Source organism: Pseudoalteromonas gelatinilytica (assembly GCF_001641615.1).
In the GTDB taxonomy this organism is placed as follows: domain Bacteria; phylum Pseudomonadota; class Gammaproteobacteria; order Enterobacterales; family Alteromonadaceae; genus Pseudoalteromonas; species Pseudoalteromonas gelatinilytica.
The window spans coordinates 46,728-65,598 of sequence record NZ_LRRU01000022.1 but is presented as its reverse complement, the minus strand read 5'-3'; the positions used below and the strand labels follow the sequence as shown (position 1 = coordinate 65,598).

The 18,871-nt window shown below is 40.7% G+C and carries 19 protein-coding genes; 5 read left to right on the top strand and 14 right to left on the bottom strand.

From position 1 onward, the window contains the following. Together cyoA and NH153_RS17535 are read right to left on the bottom strand one after the other, a co-directional pair. Positions 1-915: a ubiquinol oxidase subunit II gene (gene cyoA / locus NH153_RS17540; RefSeq protein WP_063706312.1), complete on the bottom strand. Its 915-nt coding sequence runs from the start codon at positions 913-915 to the stop codon at positions 1-3. Between the two features lie 235 nt (positions 916-1,150). After that, entirely contained in the window at positions 1,151-1,570 is a 420-nt protein-coding gene (locus tag NH153_RS17535; protein WP_063706310.1) for a hypothetical protein, read from the bottom strand. 415 nt (positions 1,571-1,985) lie between these two features. Here NH153_RS17535 and NH153_RS17530 point away from each other — a divergent pair, with 415 nt between their 5' ends. Beyond that, positions 1,986-3,341: a M14 family zinc carboxypeptidase gene (locus tag NH153_RS17530; protein ID WP_063706308.1), complete on the top strand. Its 1,356-nt coding sequence runs from the start codon at positions 1,986-1,988 to the stop codon at positions 3,339-3,341. A 213-nt stretch (positions 3,342-3,554) separates the two neighbouring features. On the opposite strand, the gene NH153_RS17525 is transcribed toward NH153_RS17530, so the two are convergent. After that, on the bottom strand, positions 3,555-4,532 hold the full coding sequence (locus tag NH153_RS17525; protein ID WP_063706306.1) for a transposase: 978 nt from the start codon (positions 4,530-4,532) through the stop codon (positions 3,555-3,557). Between the two features lie 245 nt (positions 4,533-4,777). On the opposite strand from NH153_RS17525, the gene NH153_RS17520 reads away from it, so the two are divergent. After that, complete coding sequence (locus NH153_RS17520) at positions 4,778-6,127, top strand: alpha-L-fucosidase (RefSeq protein WP_205630236.1); 1,350 nt, start codon at positions 4,778-4,780, stop codon at positions 6,125-6,127. Between the two features lie 124 nt (positions 6,128-6,251). On the opposite strand, the gene nqrM is transcribed toward NH153_RS17520, so the two are convergent. The 11 genes from nqrM to NH153_RS17465 form a co-directional block, all read right to left on the bottom strand. Further along, a complete protein-coding gene (nqrM, locus tag NH153_RS17515) occupies positions 6,252-6,464 on the bottom strand; it encodes a (Na+)-NQR maturation NqrM (protein ID WP_036966498.1) in 213 nt (70 codons plus the stop codon). A gap of 340 nt (positions 6,465-6,804) precedes the next feature. Continuing rightward, positions 6,805-7,836, bottom strand: a complete 1,032-nt coding sequence (locus tag NH153_RS17510) for an FAD:protein FMN transferase (protein ID WP_063706301.1) — start codon at positions 7,834-7,836, stop codon at positions 6,805-6,807. A gap of 112 nt (positions 7,837-7,948) precedes the next feature. Next, positions 7,949-9,175, bottom strand: coding sequence for an NADH:ubiquinone reductase (Na(+)-transporting) subunit F (gene nqrF / locus NH153_RS17505; protein WP_063706299.1), 1,227 nt, complete (start codon positions 9,173-9,175; stop codon positions 7,949-7,951). Positions 9,176-9,194: 19 nt separating this feature from the next. After that, complete coding sequence (nqrE, locus tag NH153_RS17500) at positions 9,195-9,803, bottom strand: NADH:ubiquinone reductase (Na(+)-transporting) subunit E (RefSeq protein ID WP_016708692.1); 609 nt, start codon at positions 9,801-9,803, stop codon at positions 9,195-9,197. 10 nt (positions 9,804-9,813) lie between these two features. Beyond that, the gene (locus NH153_RS17495; RefSeq protein ID WP_063706298.1) at positions 9,814-10,446 is read right to left on the bottom strand and encodes an NADH:ubiquinone reductase (Na(+)-transporting) subunit D; all 633 of its coding nucleotides are present in this window, start codon (positions 10,444-10,446) and stop codon (positions 9,814-9,816) included. Further along, positions 10,446-11,198, bottom strand: a complete 753-nt coding sequence (locus tag NH153_RS17490; protein WP_063706297.1) for a Na(+)-translocating NADH-quinone reductase subunit C — start codon at positions 11,196-11,198, stop codon at positions 10,446-10,448. The genes NH153_RS17495 and NH153_RS17490 overlap by 1 nt, the downstream gene beginning before the upstream one ends. After that, on the bottom strand, positions 11,191-12,393 hold the full coding sequence (locus tag NH153_RS17485) for an NADH:ubiquinone reductase (Na(+)-transporting) subunit B (RefSeq protein WP_063706296.1): 1,203 nt from the start codon (positions 12,391-12,393) through the stop codon (positions 11,191-11,193). The genes NH153_RS17490 and NH153_RS17485 overlap by 8 nt, the downstream gene beginning before the upstream one ends. Positions 12,394-12,397: 4 nt before the next feature. Continuing rightward, complete coding sequence (locus tag NH153_RS17480) at positions 12,398-13,741, bottom strand: Na(+)-translocating NADH-quinone reductase subunit A (protein ID WP_063707181.1); 1,344 nt, start codon at positions 13,739-13,741, stop codon at positions 12,398-12,400. A 348-nt stretch (positions 13,742-14,089) separates the two neighbouring features. Continuing rightward, positions 14,090-15,283: an enoyl-ACP reductase FabV gene (gene fabV / locus NH153_RS17475; protein ID WP_063706295.1), complete on the bottom strand. Its 1,194-nt coding sequence runs from the start codon at positions 15,281-15,283 to the stop codon at positions 14,090-14,092. Positions 15,284-15,504: 221 nt separating this feature from the next. Then, positions 15,505-15,816 carry a BolA family protein gene (locus NH153_RS17470; RefSeq protein WP_054554277.1) on the bottom strand — a complete coding sequence of 104 codons (312 nt, stop codon included), beginning with the start codon at positions 15,814-15,816 and terminating at the stop codon, positions 15,505-15,507. A 73-nt stretch (positions 15,817-15,889) separates the two neighbouring features. Next, on the bottom strand, positions 15,890-16,477 hold the full coding sequence (locus NH153_RS17465) for an alpha-ketoglutarate-dependent dioxygenase AlkB family protein (RefSeq protein WP_063706290.1): 588 nt from the start codon (positions 16,475-16,477) through the stop codon (positions 15,890-15,892). Positions 16,478-16,518: 41 nt separating this feature from the next. On the opposite strand from NH153_RS17465, the gene NH153_RS17460 reads away from it, so the two are divergent. Genes NH153_RS17460 through NH153_RS17450 form a run of 3 tightly spaced genes read left to right on the top strand, consistent with a single transcriptional unit; the run spans position 16,519 to position 18,837 of the window. Continuing rightward, complete coding sequence (locus NH153_RS17460) at positions 16,519-17,652, top strand: methyltransferase (protein ID WP_063707179.1); 1,134 nt, start codon at positions 16,519-16,521, stop codon at positions 17,650-17,652. A 13-nt stretch (positions 17,653-17,665) separates the two neighbouring features. Next, positions 17,666-18,217 (top strand): YajG family lipoprotein, encoded by a 552-nt coding sequence (locus NH153_RS17455; protein WP_063706288.1) that lies wholly within the window; start codon positions 17,666-17,668, stop codon positions 18,215-18,217. Between the two features lie 2 nt (positions 18,218-18,219). Further along, the gene (locus tag NH153_RS17450; RefSeq protein WP_063706285.1) at positions 18,220-18,837 is read left to right on the top strand and encodes a peptidylprolyl isomerase; all 618 of its coding nucleotides are present in this window, start codon (positions 18,220-18,222) and stop codon (positions 18,835-18,837) included. Positions 18,838-18,871: the final 34 nt, after the last annotated feature.

The window sequence follows — 18,871 nt, the reverse complement described above, 5'->3', positions numbered from 1 at the left end:
TTATTCCTCGTCCTCGCTGTGCTTCTTGTGAGCAGAGTGCTCAGGCATAGCGTGTTGCATTGCAGCGTGTGAGCCATGCGCTTGCATATATTTCATTACGATTGAATGGAACATATCTTTATCTACGCTGGCATAGTATTTAACTGGGTCGTATTCACTTGGTTTTGCAAGCTCAACATAGCTTTGCTTAGTCAGTGCAGAACCGGTGTTTTTCACTTTGTTAACCCATGCATCGAAATCAGCTTCAGTGGCTGTTGCAATGGCATCGAACTTCATACCAGTGAAACCTGCGCCGCTGTAGTTAGCAGAGAAACCTTTAAAAGTACCAGGCTCATCAGCGATTAGGTGAAGCTTTGTTTCCATGCCGGCCATTGAGTAAATTTGGCTACCAAGCTGTGGGATGAAAAACGAGTTCATGGTGCTTTCAGAGGTGATCTTGTACTGCACTGGCACATTGGCAGGAAAAACAAGTTCATTTACTGTTGCGATACCTTGCTCTGGATAAATGAATAACCATTTCCAGTTCAAAGAAACAACTTCAACAGTAAGGTGCTTACCTTTACCTTCAAGTGGTTTATATGGGTCAAGTTGTTGTGTTGACTGCCATGTGATCACACCTAAAATCGCAACGATAATGATAGGAATGGTCCAAACTACAGCTTCAATCTTGGTAGAGTGCGCCCACTTTGGAGCGTAAATTTCTTGATCTCGTCCATCACGGTATTTCCATGCAAAATAAATTGTCATGGCAATAACTGGAATTACAACAATCAGCATTAACACCGTAGCTACGATAATTAAATACTTCTCGTCGACACCAATTTGACCTTTTGGATCGAGTACCCCGCCTTTACAGCCTGACAAAGCAAGCACTAAAGACGCTAGAGCAATATTACAAAGGTTTCGAATTGACAAAGGAATATCCTACAACCTAAAAGTTAACACTTGTCGAAATAAGTACACGACGCTTTTCTGCAACAGATGCTACAGATATCCCCTGCTGATTAACGAGCACGACAAATCGACACGCTAAAAAGTGAGGGATTTTAGGTTGGCTGACTGAAATTTGGGCGTAAAAAGCCCACTAGGTGCTTAGTAAAGACAACTTAGTAAACGACTAAAATGGCTGAACTTAAGCAACAAAGCTTATTTACAGACAACCACTTACACGAGGAGGAGCACGACAGCCATGAGCGCTGTGTACTACTAAAGACTTTATCGTTTCACGCGCAGCGAAGGCCGCTTTACGTAAAATGACACCTGCACGACGCGCAGGGAAGAAATGGAAGACCAACCAGCATAGACCAATTAGTAACTGGCAAGACACCACTGGGTAAGCTAAAAAGCTCAAGACATTAAGTAATGGTGTTTCGTATAAAGCACCTTCGCTTAATAAGCTTCTTAGCCCGTGAGCATCTTCTAATGTACCGTTGATTAGCATAGCTGAATTAATCAGCAACAAGGCTAAAACTGACATTAATTCTTTACCAGCAAAAAACGCACGCGCAGCCAATTGCAATCTAGCTAAACTAGACTGTTTGACACCTTGTGACTGATTAATTGCTCGCAAAACTCACGCCTTTTATCGCTTTTACTGCATTTCAGGTAAGTGGCTTACCCTATTTTTTAATGCGGTAACATGATCTTCATCAATAAAGTTTCAGTAATTACTGAAATTTCGATGTGGAGTATAACAAAGTCAACAGACGGTACAAGTAGAATTTAACAGCGCAAGGTTAAGTGTTGTTTATCAATTTGATAACAAAACGTAAAAAATCAGTCTTTTTTTAAGCTAAGTAATTAAAATTAATACTGTATTTTATATAGCGAAAAGCAATGAAGAAAAAGAAAATAGCATAAAAATAGCGATTTAAAGCATACTTAGTCAGTAGCAATCGAAGCTTTATTACTGAACAAGGATTAGCCAAACAAGTTAAAATATAATATTCTTACAAATATCAAAATAAAGAATAAAAGAGATAATTATGCGCCAATACGCACTCGCCACAGCCCTTTTGGCATTGAGTAATACAACAATTGCAAAAACGATTGAAGATACCGCTGTAGCTGGCTTAGATAAACCTGCGATTTACTACGCCGATATAGAACCCCACTTAAAAAGCGCAGCAAAACACCCCAGCGTCGTATTAAAACAAATCGGCACCTCTTTCCAAGGACAGGCACTTAATTCTCTTAAAATCGGCACAGGCCCAATCAAAGTGATGATGTGGAGCCAAATGCACGGCGATGAAAATACAGCAACTGCCGCACTGATGGATTTTTTAAGCTTTATAACCGCAGATGAAAACGCACAATGGCTACAAAGCTGGCAACAGAAAATAACCCTTCTCATAATCCCGATGGTGAACCCAGACGGCGCTGCTGTTCAAACCCGCCATAATGCTCAAGGCATTGATTTAAATCGTGATGCAAAATCCCTTCGCACAAAAGAAGGACAAATACTCATGGCTGCAGCAAATGAATTCAAACCTGACTTCGGCTTTAATTTACATGATCAGAATGCATATTACGGTGCAGGTAAAATGGGAAAACAAACCTCTATTTCAGTGCTAGCACCTGCCTATAATGAAGCAAGAGAAGTAAATAAAATTCGTGGTGAGACTATGCAGTTTATTGCTCATTTAGCCAAAACGGTTGAAACCATGATCCCAGGGCACTTGGGGAAGTACAACGACAGTTACTCTTACCGTAGTTTTGGTGATACTTTTTCAGAAAAAGGTATCCGAACTATATTAATTGAATCAGGTGCTTACCCAAACGACCCAAACCGACAAATAGCCCGTAAAGTTAACCGTGTTTTATATAAAAAGACCATTGATTCAATAACTTCGGGAGAGTGGCAAAGCGCTAAAATAGCCCAGTATCACGCCATTCCATTTAATGCTAAAGACAATTGGGTAGACTTACTAATAGACGATGTAACTGTAAAGAGTGAGCTAGGTGATTACCAGATAGATATTGCAGTCAATAACAAAGGACAGTCACCCACAATTAAAGAATTGGGTGATATAAGCAGTATCCGTCAAGGTTACACGAGTTTGGATGCAAGCAGCCTAAGCTTTAGAACCGGTAACAGTTTTGTTTTAAATGAGTCGTTGACGCTTACAGAAAGTAAATATAAAGCGCTTTTAAAACAAGGGTACAATTGCTTTTCTGGCGACATTAGTATGCTAGATAACGCTACAACATGGCCTGTATACGCGTGCAAAAGTGTATTCACATCAATACCTTCACTTCATGCACCTGCCGCCTTTTTCTTACAAGCAAACGGTAAAAATAAGTACGCTATTTTAGGGGCTGAGTTAATCAATTTAGAATAAACACGATTTGGAAAGACAGGCACTGTTAAAAGTGCCTGCTAAACCTTCAAAGACCTTAGATTATTTGATCTAAAATATTCGTTCCGCAGGCAACCTACCCTATTGGCTTAATACGCAAATAAAAACCAGGATAAAAGGTATAGCTATCTGCGAATGGAAAGTACAAGAGTGCAGCAATAATTTACAAAAATTAAAAGAGATTTATTTTAAAGCTTAGCTAGCAAGTAATAACTTACAGCTTGTTAGGTTACTTCGTCGCTTACGGGCAGTTTTACTGCAATAACGTTCAATAGCCCCAGCTCTACCTGCAGCTCCATGAAATAAATTTTCAAACTGAGTTGTTAGTGTTAACCATTTTTTCGGTTCGAAATTCAGCCTTTCAAGAATAGGAGGTAAATGATGCTCTATATATCCGGGCTTATCCGTACAAATACAACGCCCAGTTTGCTCGACCAGTAACAGGTATGACTTTAACTCAAAAGGTATTCCCTTTGATTTATACTCACTCATCCCACCAACAAAACGAGCTAGTAACTTAGGTTGTTTTGAATCCTTTACGCTTTGGCATCGCTTTTTAAAACTTGTATAGTTAGATTGTTCAGGCGATCTCGCGACCTTTGCACGAACAGGGTTTAAATCAACATAGGCCATGCATGCTAATAGAGCAGGTTCATCAAGGAGCGCCTGGCTTTTGAAACGCCCCTCCCAAAAGTGCCCCGTGCACTCGTCTTCTTTATTTGCACGTCTGGCAATATATTCATTTAGCATTCGCATGAACCAACTAATACTCGAAAGGCGCGCTCTGTATTCAGTAACCTCTTTATTTAAGAAGACTTGTTGGCCGTCACTTAACGGCTGACCATGAAGGAATTTTTGACCTAAAGGCGTTGCTTTACTGAGCTTAAACCAACGTAAGAGAATGGCCTTATCCGATAACCTATTTGCTTTTTTATCATCAACATAAAGCACAACATGAGTATGGTTACTCATCACCGCATAAGCGCACACATCAATACAAAACACTTTTGCAAGAAAAAGTAGGCGTTCTTCAACCCACCCTCGACGGTGTTCATATGATTTACCTGTGAGTGCGTCTTCTCCACAAAGATAAGCGCGTCTAACGCAACGGGAAACACAATGGTAATACTTGGTGTTCGACAAACAGATTTGCCGCTTCCTTGCTAAAGCCATCGTCCACTCCTTGAACTGATAATTTGAAATCCATTAGCTGTAACTAAAGTGTAGACAAAATCTGTTTTGCCGCAATAATAACTGAACAGTTAAAAGTGACTGTCCGTGTAAATGAGTTTTACTTTTAACATCGTATTCCTTTGTTTCTGCATATATAAAATTTTCGAATATGCATAATTGCTTTACTTTTCGCTCAATGATTTCCTGCTACTTTTAAGTAAAGAATCTAGTTTATGAGGTATAAAGTGAGTACATTTAATTGCGTACTGATCAACCTATTACTTGTTTTTTCGAGCCTTGGGCACGCTGGAACCGGGGTTGCAATTGACCCAGATAAAGCACAAGCCTACACACCCGCTCCTGAAAACATAAAAGCCCGAGAACGTTTTCAAGATAATAAGTTTGGTATCTTTTTACACTGGGGACTGTATAGTCAACTTGGTGGTGTAGGAAGCCCGTATGGAGCCGAGTGGATCATGGAAGACTTACGAATTTCGGGGCCCAAGTATCAACGTTTAGCTGAATTTTTTAACCCAACAGGCTTCGATGCAGAACAGTGGGTTAAGGCGTTTAAAGATGCTGGAGCAAAGTATATTGTTATTACTTCAAAGCATCATGATGGGTTTTCCATGTACGACAGTAAAGTTTCTAATTTTGATATTGTCGATAGTACACCTTATAAAAAAGATCCTATCAAAGAGCTCGCTAACTCGGCTCAAAAACATGGTTTACAACTTTTCTTTTATTATTCACAACTTGATTGGCATCACCCAGATTACTATCCATGGGGTCGAACAGGCCATTACACCAAACGAGAAAAAAGTGGTGATTGGGCAAAATACCTGCAATTTCAAGATGCACAACTAAAAGAGCTTTTAACTCAATATGGGCCAATTGGTGGTATTTGGTTTGATGGTTGGTGGGATCAAGAAGACTCCCACAATTGGGATAACTGGCAACTACAACGCACTTATAAAATGATCCATGAACTACAGCCTGCAACCTTAATCGTAAATAACCACCACAGATTCACTGTTCCAGGTGAGGATTATCAGGGCTTTGAACAACAGCTTCCTACTAATCAAGAACGGTTAGGTAAATTACCATTAGAAATGGCACAAACAATGAACGGTAGCTGGGGATTCAGTTTAACTGATGATAATTACAAAACGACTAAAGAGCTCGTGCAAACCTTAGTAAGTGCCGCTGGAAGAAACGCTAATTATTTACTTAATACAGGCCCAATGCCAAACGGTAAAATCCAACCAGAAAACCTAAAAACCTTTGCCGAAATTGGTCAGTGGCTAAAGGTGTTCGGTAAGAGTATATACGGCACTCGAGGCGGCCCTATTTCCCCGCAAAACTGGGGAGTGAGCACTCATAATAATGAGAGTATTTTTATTCATATACTCAACTGGCAAGCAGATACATTAAGTATAGAACTTGCAACTCCTATCAAGTCTGCAACAAATTTAAAGACCTCAAAACCTGTTAACTTTAAACAAGTTGAAGGTGTTATTACGTTAGAAAATTTGAAGTTTGATAATGAAGAGTACGTTCAGGTCATTGAGCTAACGTTAAAACCAAATGATTAGCCGCTAAAAAGTTAAAAGCCACGGTTTAAAAATAAAGATGACTGTCCACATAAAACATATTTAACAGTGACTGTCCTTGTAAATTTTAGGTATTAAAAAAGCGCCTCTAGGCGCTTTTTTGTGGTTAAAGAATTTGATTCTCTTTCCAGGCTTGTTCTTTTGCCATGCGCTTTTTACGCTTGTCACATGGGTCGTCACAGTCGCAGGCTTTGTCAATTCCAACAGCGCCTAAGCCACCACAACTACTGGCCATAGATTTCTTTTGCACAATCATGCCGACAGCCATCGCTGCCACAATTAAAATAAGTAGACCAAATGTTAGAAGAAAAAGTGACATTGCTTTGCCCCTATCGTCAGCAATTAAATCAAGCCCAATGTATTGGGCTGCATGTATTATATACCCAAACCACCCCAAGGTGCGAGTTTCAGTTGGAATTAAAAGTGATTTAGGCAAGGCATTGATTGCAAGCAATAGTGGTTCTATTGTTAAAATCAATAACGCAGTATAAATCGCTTTTAAACCAACCTTTTGGGTGCTTCACAGGCGCTTACTCTCATCGTTGTTACTTCTTAAAAGGGACTGCCATTTTGCAAAGTAACGCCTTGATATTAAGCACCTGTGAAACGCTGAATTCTGCATCTTGGGGCGGCTTGGGTATACACTGCTTCTTGCCCTGCTACAAATAAGGTTTAAAAGCGGGGCTAGAATATGTCACTAAGCCATTGTCAGACTTACCAATTAAATACACAGGCAAATCGTGCTCTTCTGCGTATTTCTGCGCACGCTCCATGCCCATCACAGTTAGTGCGGTAGCTAAACCATCGGCTGTCATTGCTGATGGGCTTAATACAGTTACAGATACTAAATCATGACGACTCGGCATGCCTGTCATTGGATCAATTAAGTGGCTATATGTTACACCATCCATTTCGTAAAAAATTCGGTAATCACCCGATGTCGCAATACCATTGGTACCTGGTTCAATTACCTTATGTACTTTACGAACGCCTGGCTCAGCATCTGGCTGTTCAATTGCAATTTTCCACGTGATGTTGTCTGGCTTAATACCCGATACACGTAGCTCACCACCAATCTCAACCATATAATTAGTCAGGCCATGGCTTTCAATTACTTCTGCTACTTTATCAATACCATAACCTTTAGCTGTTGCAGAAAATGACAGCTCTAAACCATCAATTGTTTTCATCAAACCCGCATCAGTAAGTTTAAGCTTATCAACGCCAATTTTAGCAACCATTGCAGCCAACTCTTCATCCGTTGGGCGCTTAGTTGGCTTTTTATCTGGACCAAAGCCCCACAAGTCAATTAGGGGCCCCATAGTGACATCTAACGTTTTTGTTGATTCACCAAGGCGGATTGATTCAGCTACCACATTTCTAAAATCAGCACTAATTGGCATCACCTGCCCTGCTGGTAGTTGATTAAACTGGTTAATTTCTGAATCAGGAATGTAAGTCGACATTGATTGGTTTACATCTTTAAGCACTTGCTTAATTTCAGGATGTAAATCAACACCTGCAAGTTGCGATGGCTCTGCATACACCTTTATATGATAGGTAGTCCCCATAGTCTTACCTTCAAAATAAAGCTCTTCGGCCTTATCAGCTTGACTGCAGCCAGCCATGAGTAAAGTCATAGTTAGTAGGAAAAAGGCCATCAAGCCTTGGCGATAAAACACTCTATTCATAGCATTCACCTTTTGGATACCACACAATTAGGTATAGAAATAAAAAAGCCTCGTAACACTGAGTGCTACGAGGCCTGTATTCTAACCAAAACTTATTGTTTTGTGTATGGTGTTAGCCACCGAAGTCATCTAATAAGATGTTTTCGTCTTCTACACCAAGATCTTTTAGCATGTTGATAACTGCCGCGTTCATCATTGGAGGACCACACATGTAGAACTCACAATCTTCAGGCGCTTCATGATCTTTCAAGTAGTTTTCATAAAGTACGTTATGGATGAAGCCTGTGTAACCTTCCCAGTTATCTTCTGGTTGTGGATCAGACAGTGCTGTGTGCCATACGAAGTTATCGTTTTCTGCAGCTAAGCCATCAAAATCTTCTACGTAGAACATTTCGCGCTTAGAACGTGCACCATACCAGAAACTCATCTTACGCTTAGATTTTAAACGCTTAAGTTGGTCAAAGATATGTGAACGCATTGGTGCCATACCTGCACCACCACCTACGAATACCATTTCCGCATCTGTGTCTTTCGCGAAGAATTCACCGAATGGACCAGAAATAGTCACTTTATCACCTGCTTTAAGTGACCAAATGTACGAAGACATTTTACCACATGGCAGGCTTAGGTCTCTTGGCGGCGGCGTAGCGATACGCACGTTAAGCATGATGATGCCTTCTTCTTCTGGGTAGTTAGCCATAGAGTATGCACGAATTGTTTCGTCATCTACTTTAGACTCCAGATTGAAGAAACCGAAGTGGTTCCAGTCGCCACGATACTCTTCAGGAATATCGTAATCAGCGTATTTAACGTGGTGAGCTGGTGCTTCAATTTGAATATAACCACCTGCACGGAACGGTACTGATTCGCCATCAGGAATACCAAGCTTAAGTTCTTTGATGAACGTTGCTTTGTTATCGTTAGAGATAACAGTACATTCCCACTTCTTAACACCGAAAATTGACTCTTCAAGTTCAATTTCCATGTCGTTTTTAACATTTACCTGACACGCTAAACGACAGCCTTCACGAGCTTCACCTTTAGAGATGTGATCAAGTTCTGTTGGTAAGATATCACCGCCACCTGAATGAATGTGTACACGACACTGACCACAAGAGCCACCGCCACCACACGCAGATGAAACGAAGATACCTGAATCAGCTAGTGCACCTAAAAGCTTGCTACCTGCTGATGTTGTAATAGTTTTTTCTGGGTCGCCATTAATACCGATGGTGATATCGCCGCTTGCTACTAATTTAGATTTAGCACCAATGATAACTAAAACTAAAATAACAACGATAGCGATGAAAACACCAACACCTAAGAAAATCTCATTCATGATTTATCCTCGCTACCTATTAAAGTGAAATACCAGAGAATGACATAAAGCCAAGACCCATAAGACCAACAGTGATGAAAGTAATACCTAAACCACGTAAGCCATCAGGAACGTCTGAGTACTTCATTTTTTCACGGATACCAGCAAGTAAAGTAATTGCTAGTGCCCAGCCCACACCTGAACCGATACCATAAACAACAGACTCGCCGAAGTTATAGTTACGTTCAACCATGAAAGATACCGCACCGAAGATCGCACAGTTAACTGTGATCAGTGGTAAGAAGATACCTAACGCGTTGTAAAGTGCAGGGAAGAACTTATCTAATGCCATTTCAAGAATTTGTACAAGTGCTGCAATAACACCGATGAAAGTCAAGAAACGTAAGAAGCTAAGGTCTGCTTCTGGGTAGCCAAGCCACTCTAATGCACCTGGTGCAAGAACAGCGTGATAAACCAAGTTATTTACTGGTACTGAGATACCTAGTACCACGATAACTGCCACACCTAGGCCGATTGACGTAGTTACTTTCTTTGATACTGCAAGGAAAGTACACATACCTAGGAAGAAGGCTAAAGCTAAGTTTTCGATGAAAACCGCTTTTACAAATAAACTAATATAATGTTCCACTGCTCGCCCCTTACGCTTTTGCTTCTACTTGGTCTTTCTTCACGGTACGAAGTACCCAGATGAATAAACCAATAATGAAGAACGCACTCGGTGGTAAAATCAATAGACCCATTGGTTGATACCAGCCACCGTTTTGTACTAGTGGAATAATATCAACACCGAATAGTGAACCTTTACCGAATAACTCACGGATGAAACCAACAGTTAATAGAACTACTGAGTAGCCTAAACCGTTACCAATACCGTCTAAGAAAGACATTACTGGTGGTGACTTCATTGCGTATGCTTCAGCACGACCCATTACGATACAGTTTGTAATGATTAGACCAACGAATACAGAAAGCTCTTTTGCCGTAGCGTAAGAGAATGCTTGTAGTACTTGGTCAACAACGATTACTAGTGATGCGATGATCGTCATTTGCACGATGATACGTACAGATGAAGGGATCTGGTTACGAATACACGAGATAAAGAAGCTAGAAAACGCAGTTACTAGTGTCAATGCGATTGACATGATTAGTGCATTTTTTAAGCTTGATGTTACCGCTAGCGCAGAACAAATACCAAGTACTTGTAGTGCGATTGGGTTATTTGCGAATACCGGGCCAAATAGGACCGACTTCATTTCTTTAGTATCAGCCATTATTTCAACGCTCCTTCACGTACTTTCGCAAGGAATGGACCAAAGCCATGCTCGCCAGTCCAGAAGTCAACTGTGTGATCAACACCGTTTGAAGTTAATGTTGCACCAGAAAGACCATCGATTTGATGTTCGTTCTTCGCACCGCTCTTCATGATATTGATTGGTAACTCTTTACCTTGCCATTTAGCAGTCCACTGTGGATTTTGGATTTCACCACCTAGACCTGGCGTTTCGTTGTGCTTGTAGAAATTGATGTTTTTAACAGTTTCAGCATCGCTTTCAAGCGCTAGGAAACCATACATTACACCCCAAAGGCCGTAACCTTGGATAGGTAGAATGATTGCATCAATAGAACCATCTTCTTTTTTCGAGATGTATACAGGCGAGTTTTTAGTCATACGCTGAATACCAGCGATATCTTTAATACCCTCTGCTTTTAACGCGAAGCTGATGCTTTGATCGAACTTGCTTTTCTCGAAATCAAATGAGTTAGGATCAACACCTTCAACAAACTCACCTGTGTTCATGTCTACAACGCGAGCTTCGATTTTTGAGTTGAATGTATCAGATACAGAACCTGATACTGCAACACCTGCAGCCGCTAAGATATTACGTTGAATATCTTGTGTTTTGTTAGCTTGCTGTAAAGGACGAAGCTGAACTGAAGCAAACGATACGATTACTGCACACACTAAACATAGTGCAACAACAACGGATAGCGTTTTGCCGATTGATTCGTTATTACTAGACATTACGTGCCAACCTCCGCTTGATATTAGCTTGCACTACAAAGTGATCGAATAATGGTGCAAATAAGTTAGCAAATAAGATTGCTAGCATCATACCTTCTGGGAATGCCGGGTTAACAACACGGATCATTACAACCATAAAGCCGATTAACGCACCGTAAGCGAACTTGCCTTTGTCAGTGAATGATGCAGATACTGGGTCTGTTGCCATGAAGAACATACCAAATGCAAAACCACCAAGCACTAAGTGCCAGTGCCAAGGCATAGCAAATACTGCGTTAGTTTCAGAACCAACTGTATTTAGTAAGAATGCCGTTGCAACCATACCTAGGAATACACCTAGTACGATACGCCAAGAAGCGATACGCACATAAATTAGGAATAAACCACCGATTAATAGTGCTAGTGTTGACGTTTCACCGACAGAACCTTGAATGAAACCGTAGAACGCATTCCACCATAGTTCCATGTTGTTGTAATCAAGTGAACCAACCACTGCTTGACCAAGCATAGTCGCACCAGAGAATGAATCTACTGCAGTCCATACTGTGTCACCTGAAATTTGCGCTGGGTATGCGAAGAATAAGAACGCACGACCGGCAAGAGCAGGGTTAAGGAAGTTACGACCTGTACCACCAAAGATTTCTTTAGCGATTACAACACCAAACGTAATACCTAGTGCAACTTGCCATAAAGGAATCGTTGCAGGCAGGATTAGTGCGAATAATACAGATGTTACGAAGAAACCTTCATTTACTTCGTGCTTACGCACTGAAGCAAATAGTACTTCCCAGAAACCACCTACAGCAAACGTTACTGCATAGATAGGTAGGAAGAAGCAGGCACCGTAAAACATTTTCGCGCCCCAACCAGATTCAGCAGTTAATTCACCACCGAATAATTGGAACAGACCAACTTGCCATGTGTTTGCTAGTTCAAAACCTTGTGCTAAAGCACCTGCGGCCTGATGACCGATGTTGAACATACCAAAGAACATTGCAGGGAACGTCGCCATCCACACTAAAATCATCATACGTTTTAGGTCGATGTTATCGCGAACGTGTGTTTTGCCTTTATTTACGTAACCAGGCGTATAGAAAATAGTCGCTGCAGCTTCGTAAAGCGCATACCATTTTTCGTGTTTACCACCTGGTTCAAAATGCGGCTCAATATCTTCTAGAAATTTCTTTAAACCCATCTCTCTAGCCTTCCTTCTCGATCGTAGTCAAGCAATCGCGTAGGATTGAACCGTACTCGTATTTACCAGGACAAACGAAGGTACATAATGCTAAATCTTCTTCGTCAAGCTCTAGCGCACCTAACGCAATTGCACCATCAAGATCACGTGCGATTAAATCACGTAATAATAGTGTAGGTAGGATGTCTAAAGGCATAACACGCTCATAGCTACCAATTGGAACCATGGCACGCTTCGAACCACCTGTTGAAGTCGTCATATTAAATAGACGGCTAGGAGTAAGGTGAGATAAGAAGGTACGTGTTACTGAGAACTTGTTAGCACCTGGTGCAATCCAACCGAATAGCTCTTTTTCGCGACCTTCAAGTAATACAGATACTTGAACATGGTAACGACCTAAGAACGCGTGTGGACCTTGAGAAATAGCGCCTGATAATACAGAACCAGAAATTACACGGTTATCACCGTCTTCTAATTCGCCAGCAACTAAATCATCTAAAGATGCACCTAGCTGAGTTTTCACTAAGCGTGGGTTTTTAACACGAGGACCAGCAAGCGAAACTACACGGTCAGTGAAGATTTCACCTGTCAGGAATAAATTACCAAACGCGATTACGTCTTGGTAACCTAAGTGCCAAACCTGCTTGCTTGCAGAAACTGGGTCTAAGTTATGAATGTGTGTACCAACAAGACCTGCCGGATGCTTGCCACCAAACTCATGTACTTCTACTTGAGGGATTGATGAGCTAGGCACTTGGCTACCTGCTTGTTTACAAACAAATACTTTGCCGTCAGTTAAACGAGATACCACAGCTAAACCAGCTTCAAATGCTTGAGTGTTCTCAGCAATGATTACTGCAGGATCTGCAGCTAGCGGGTTAGTGTCGATAGCCGTCACAAAGATAGAGCTAGGATTTGCATCCAAAGCAGCTACTCTGCTGAATGGGCGAGCACGTAGTGCTGTCCATTGACCTGACTGAACTAGTACTTCTTTCACTTTTTCACGGTCTAAGCTCGAAAGCTCGTCGGCCTTGAAAGAGTCAAAGGTGATTTGCTCACTGCCATTAACTTCAATAACAACAGATTGCAGCACACGTTTAGCACCACGATTGATTTCTTTAACTACCCCAGAAGCTGGTGCAGTAAATAAGACGCCTGGGTTCTTTTTGTCTTCAAAAAGTACCTGGCCTTTTTTGACTTGGTCATCCACGCGAACATGCATGGTTGGACGCATACCAATATATTCTTCACCTAGCACAGCTACACGTTTGACGGCAGAACCATCATGAATAACTTGCTGAGGTGCGCCCTCTATCGGTAAATCCAGACCTTTTTTTATGTTGATCATACGCACTTGCATTACATTAACGGAAAGAAACTGAAAAATCGTACCAACCACGTCGCTATTTGATATGCTCAAGTCACATTCTAAGTATCAAAGAACAGCTTGTTGAACACCCCAAACAAGCAACGCGGTAAACTCCTCACATATATTACCCGAATTTTAACATCAATCAGGGTGACTATGCGAGAGCAAATATTAAATTTATACGACAGATGTGGTTATTTAGACTGCAAAAACCGTTTGAATAAAATTCAATATAGACCAAAGTGCTATTGATGCAGATTTATTTTCATCCAGAAACAAAAAAGTCGCTTAAAAAAGCGACTTTTTAAAAACAAATTTGTTCAGCGATTAATCGATAAGCTGTGAAATCGCAACATCAGGATTCACATCTTGCTCGTAATCTACACTGTCGATACCGAAACCGAATAAACGTAAAAACTCATTGTGGTAACCCACGTAATCCGTTAATTCGTCAATCGTATCTGTATCTACTGTATCCCAAACATGTTGAACACGAGCTTGAACATCATCTTCTAACTCTTTGTAGTTTTGGAATAAGTGACCACCTTCGTCAAAACGTGGGGTCTCGCCGTAAAGGTTTTCAGTAAATAACGCATGAATTTGCTCAATGGTACCTTCGTATGTGCCGTCTGCTTTCATTACTTTGAATAAAGCAGAGATATATAAAGGCATAATTGGAATTGCCGAGCTTGCTTGTGTCACAACCGCATTTAATGAAGAAACATACGCTTCGCCATTTAAGTCTTTTGTAGACTCTTTGATTGCTTGCGTTGCACGGTCAAGGTCTTCTTTCGCTTTACCAATTGTCGCATGACCGTAAATTGGCCATGTTAATTCTTTACCGATGTAAGTGTAAGCGGTTGTTTTGAAGTTATCAGCTAGTACATCCGCTTCTTTTAATGCGTCAATCCACATTTCCCAATCTTCACCGCCCATTACTTTAATTGTATTGTCGATGTCTTCTTGGCTTGCTGCTTCAACGGTTACTTCATCAATCACGCGCTTTGAAGTATTTAAGTTCTTCGTGGTGATATCAGCGCCAATTGGCTTAAGCGTAGATGAGTAAGTTTCGCCTGTATTTGGATCAGTACGACGAGGAGACGCAAGGCTGTAGATAACTAAATCAATTTTACCTAAATCAGCTTTGATAATATCAATTGCTTTTTGCTTGATTTCGTTAGAAAACGCATCGCCATTGATATTTTTAGACCATAAACCAGCTTCTTCAGCCGCTGCTTGGAAAGCCGCAGTATTGTACCAACCTGCAGAACCTGTTTTACGTTCGCTTCCTTCTTTTTCAAAGAAAATGCCTAACGTTTTAGCACCGCCACCAAATGCAGCCGTGATACGTGATGCTAGGCCGTAACCTGTAGACGCACCAATCACTAATACATTCTTAGGTGCATTGCTCAGTGGTCCTTGCGCTTTCACATAATTAATTTGTTCTTGTACGTGCTCAGCACACCCTACTGGATGCGCGTTAGTGCAGATAAATCCACGAATTTTAGGCTTAATGACCATTGATCATCCTATATCTATCACAATAAAAATTAGCGCTAGTTTAAAGGCTAATAGTTAAAATACAGGTCTGATCAGTAAAACTTTTCAGACCCACTTAAATCTTTCGAGCTTAAAACCCCAAGTGACAAGCCTTTTAGAGTGACTGTCCTTCTAACTTTGAGTGACTGTCCTTCTAACTTTGAGTGACTGTCCTTCAAACTTTGGGTGACTGTCCCGCTATGTTAGTCGAACTTTGAACCACCTAAGCATTTTGGTGATTCAGGTGCCTGTCCATGTTGTTCACTGAACTCTTCTGGAGTAAATGTGTGAATCGCTAATGCATGAATGTGGTTTGCTAATTCATCTTTTAATAGTTCATTAATTTGACGGTGACGGGCAAGTAAACGTTTACCTGCAAATTCTTCACTAACAACCACCACTTTAAAATGCGATTCAGTTCCACGGCTATGCATATGGCTTTCATTGACAACATTCAGGTGTTTACATTCGATACCCGCAGCGAGCTTTTGCTCAATTTGTTGTTGCATTGACATCTGTCATAGACCTTTAATAAGAAAATAATTGCCAGCTACTATATCAAGGGCATGGCTCATTTTGCCAATGATTTTATACGATTGAACGAAAGGTAAGATTAATTCGAGGATGTTTAAGTCTTTGCTGCTTTGGCAAACTATGCTGGTAATCACGCTGGCTAAAACCATTCATGATTAAACAGCTGCCACTTTGCAGCACAATGCTATGTTGTTCATTATTATGTTTGTGTTTTATTTTAAAAACGCGTTCAGCACCAAGTGAAACTGAAGCGATAGTTGGTTGCTCACCAAGTTCTTTCTCATCGTCACTATGCCAGCCCATACAATCATGACCATCTCGATACAAATTAACTAAAAGCGCATTAAATGGTATCTGCAAAGCTCTTGATAAGCGTATACGCATAGCATCAAGCACCTCTGGCCATGGCTCAACGATTAACTGTGAACCCGAGTAGCCATAATTTACGTCCTGATCAGCTATAAAGCATTGCAAACGCGGTATCACATGGCTTTTTCCATATACCTTTATACTTGGTTGCTGCCAATTAAGATGCTGCTGAAGATAGTAAAATAACTCGAGGCTTTTTTGTGCGCTCAATGCATTAGCTTGGTAAGAAAACCCATCAGGCAAATGATTAGGGTTGGCGTTTGGCTGTTGCATGTTAGAATTTACCTATACATTAATACTTTCGTAAAATCATGATGACCACCCAAGCACAGCTCGGTGATAACACCTATACACTAGAACGCTTTCCGTTAGATCAAAAAAATCGCAGTCTTCAAGCGTGGGACTCAGGCGATGAGTACCTTATCGATTACGTACAAGAGCACTATCCAAACGCAAATTCAATTCTAATACTCAATGATAGCTTTGGCGCCCTAGCCTGTGCTTTTAATACATTAACAGTTTATTCAGTTAATGACTCGTATATTGCTCATCAAGCTACCCGTTATAATTTACAGGCCAATGAGTTATCGACAAATTCTTTAACGCAACTGGACTCATTAGCAGCATTACCTAATCAGGTTGATTTAGTGATATTAAAAGTGCCACGCAATTTAGGCTACTTGCAGCATCAACTTGCTGCAATCAGTACTGCTTTACCTGCGGACATCGACGTCATTGCAGGGGGTAAAACGAAAGATATTCATAACTCAACAATTAAGGCTTTTAGTCAGTATATTGGGGAAACATCAACGAGTTTAGCAGTTAAAAAATCTCGATTAATCATTAGTAAAACAAGTAACCTTGATAAAAAAGCCCCTTTCCCAGTTTACTGGCCGCTTGAAGGCAGTGAGTTTGAAATTCAAAATCATGCCAATGTATTTTCTCGTGACTCATTAGATATTGGCGCGCGTTTTTTCTTTAACTATTTGCCACAAACAAGTAAAGCTCGCAGCATTATTGATTTAGGCTGTGGTAATGGTGTTGTTGGCTTGATGACTCTCAAACGTTGCCCTAAAGCCCATGTAACCTTCGTTGATGAATCGTATATGGCCGTTGAATCAGCCAAATTAAACATCACACACAATTTACCAGAGCAATTAGACCAGTGTGAGTTTGTCCAAAACGATTGCTTAACCGATTTTCAACCTAACAGTGTAGACCTTGTTTTATGTAACCCGCCATTCCACCAAGCGCAAGCGGTCACCGATCATATTGCTTGGCAAATGTTCAAACAGGCGAAACACACATTAAAGCACGGTGGTGAATTAAGAATTATTGGTAATCGTCATCTAGACTATCATGAAAAGTTAAAACGCATGTTCGGCAATTGTAAGCTATTAGGGTCTAACAAAAAATTTGTCGTATTGAGTGCAACAAAGAATAATTAATGGAGCTGACTAAATGAAAAAACTACTACCTTTATGTGCGGTACTTGCGCTTGCGGCGTGTAGCAACCAACCAAATCAATTAATATTGAATCCGGTTTATCAAGGCGGGAAAATTTCAAATCTTAGTACCAGTGTAAGTACTAGCGTAATTGATTTACGTGGCGACAATGTAACTCTGAAAATCATTGAATCAGATAAAACTAAAACGCTTGCCAGCCCTGGAATTACTGACTCTGTGAAAAGTGCCTTAGACAGTGCGTTAAGCCGTAATGGTGCAAATATATCTAACCTTGCCTCAACGCGATTTGAATTAGATATTCACCAGTTGCAAGCTGTGGTTACTGAAAAAATGATGACACATACAAGCGATGCAACGATTGAGTTAGGCTTAAGAGTGATCAGAAACTCAAGCACTTTCAGCAAAGTATACCGAGGTAATGCCAACCTTGAAGGGCCACTTAGTCATGACCGTGCAAAAATAGAAGGTCAGCTGAATAAGTTGACTGAGCAAATAATTACCCGCATTGTATCTGACCCAGAATTAATCGCCTATTTAGAAGGTTAACTATGAAGCGTATTTTTTTACTCAGTTTTATTTTGCTTTTTGCTCACAGTTCATTCGCAGCGACAGAGGGTAAATTCATTCAAAAAGATAACATGTTTCCTCGCGTAGAAATTGTCACGACCCTTGGCAGTATTGTGGTCGAAATGGATCGTTCGCGCGCACCTATCACAGTAAATAACTTTTTGACTTACGTTGCTGATGGTAGCTATCAAGGTAGTGTGTTTCACCGTGTTGAACGTGATGAAGACAACGAGCGTGACTTTGTTATTCAAGGCGGTGGTTACGATAAAGACTATGATGGTCTACATGAAAACGACCCGATTTTTAATGAAAGTGGTAACGGTTTAAAAAATGATATGTATAGCATCGCTATGGCATACCAAGACCGCAAACCACACTCGGGTACACGTCAGTTTTTTTTCAACATGGACGACAACGACCATCTTAACCCTGGTCGAGATTGGGGTTTTGCTGTATTCGGTATGGTAATGGATGGCTACGAGACATTAGACAAAATAATGCGTGTAGAAACTGCATTCAACGAAAAAATTGGTTACAGCTTCGTACCCAAAGATCCTGTTGTTATCTTAAACGTAAAAGTGCTTGACGCTAATAAATAATAAATAGGGGCGCATGCCCCTAAAACTGGCAACA

Bases quoted from the DNA above. Each gene is read 5' to 3' on its own strand.
- NH153_RS17485 (WP_063706296.1), bottom strand. From the start codon at position 12,393: ATGGGTTTAAAGAAATTTCTAGAAGATATTGAGCCGCATTTTGAACCA.
- NH153_RS17490 (WP_063706297.1), bottom strand. From the start codon at position 11,198: ATGTCTAGTAATAACGAATCAATCGGCAAAACGCTATCCGTTGTTGTT.
- NH153_RS17480 (WP_063707181.1), bottom strand. From the start codon at position 13,741: ATGATCAACATAAAAAAAGGTCTGGATTTACCGATAGAGGGCGCACCT.
- fabV (WP_063706295.1), bottom strand. From the start codon at position 15,283: ATGGTCATTAAGCCTAAAATTCGTGGATTTATCTGCACTAACGCGCAT.
- NH153_RS17470 (WP_054554277.1), bottom strand. From the start codon at position 15,816: ATGTCAATGCAACAACAAATTGAGCAAAAGCTCGCTGCGGGTATCGAA.
- NH153_RS17525 (WP_063706306.1), bottom strand. From the start codon at position 4,532: ATGGCTTTAGCAAGGAAGCGGCAAATCTGTTTGTCGAACACCAAGTAT.
- NH153_RS17510 (WP_063706301.1), bottom strand. From the start codon at position 7,836: ATGAATAGAGTGTTTTATCGCCAAGGCTTGATGGCCTTTTTCCTACTA.
- nqrM (WP_036966498.1), bottom strand. From the start codon at position 6,464: ATGTCACTTTTTCTTCTAACATTTGGTCTACTTATTTTAATTGTGGCA.
- NH153_RS17495 (WP_063706298.1), bottom strand. From the start codon at position 10,446: ATGGCTGATACTAAAGAAATGAAGTCGGTCCTATTTGGCCCGGTATTC.
- NH153_RS17455 (WP_063706288.1), top strand. From the start codon at position 17,666: ATGAAAAAACTACTACCTTTATGTGCGGTACTTGCGCTTGCGGCGTGT.
- NH153_RS17530 (WP_063706308.1), top strand. From the start codon at position 1,986: ATGCGCCAATACGCACTCGCCACAGCCCTTTTGGCATTGAGTAATACA.
- NH153_RS17460 (WP_063707179.1), top strand. From the start codon at position 16,519: ATGACCACCCAAGCACAGCTCGGTGATAACACCTATACACTAGAACGC.
- nqrF (WP_063706299.1), bottom strand. From the start codon at position 9,175: ATGAATGAGATTTTCTTAGGTGTTGGTGTTTTCATCGCTATCGTTGTT.
- NH153_RS17450 (WP_063706285.1), top strand. From the start codon at position 18,220: ATGAAGCGTATTTTTTTACTCAGTTTTATTTTGCTTTTTGCTCACAGT.
- NH153_RS17465 (WP_063706290.1), bottom strand. From the start codon at position 16,477: ATGCAACAGCCAAACGCCAACCCTAATCATTTGCCTGATGGGTTTTCT.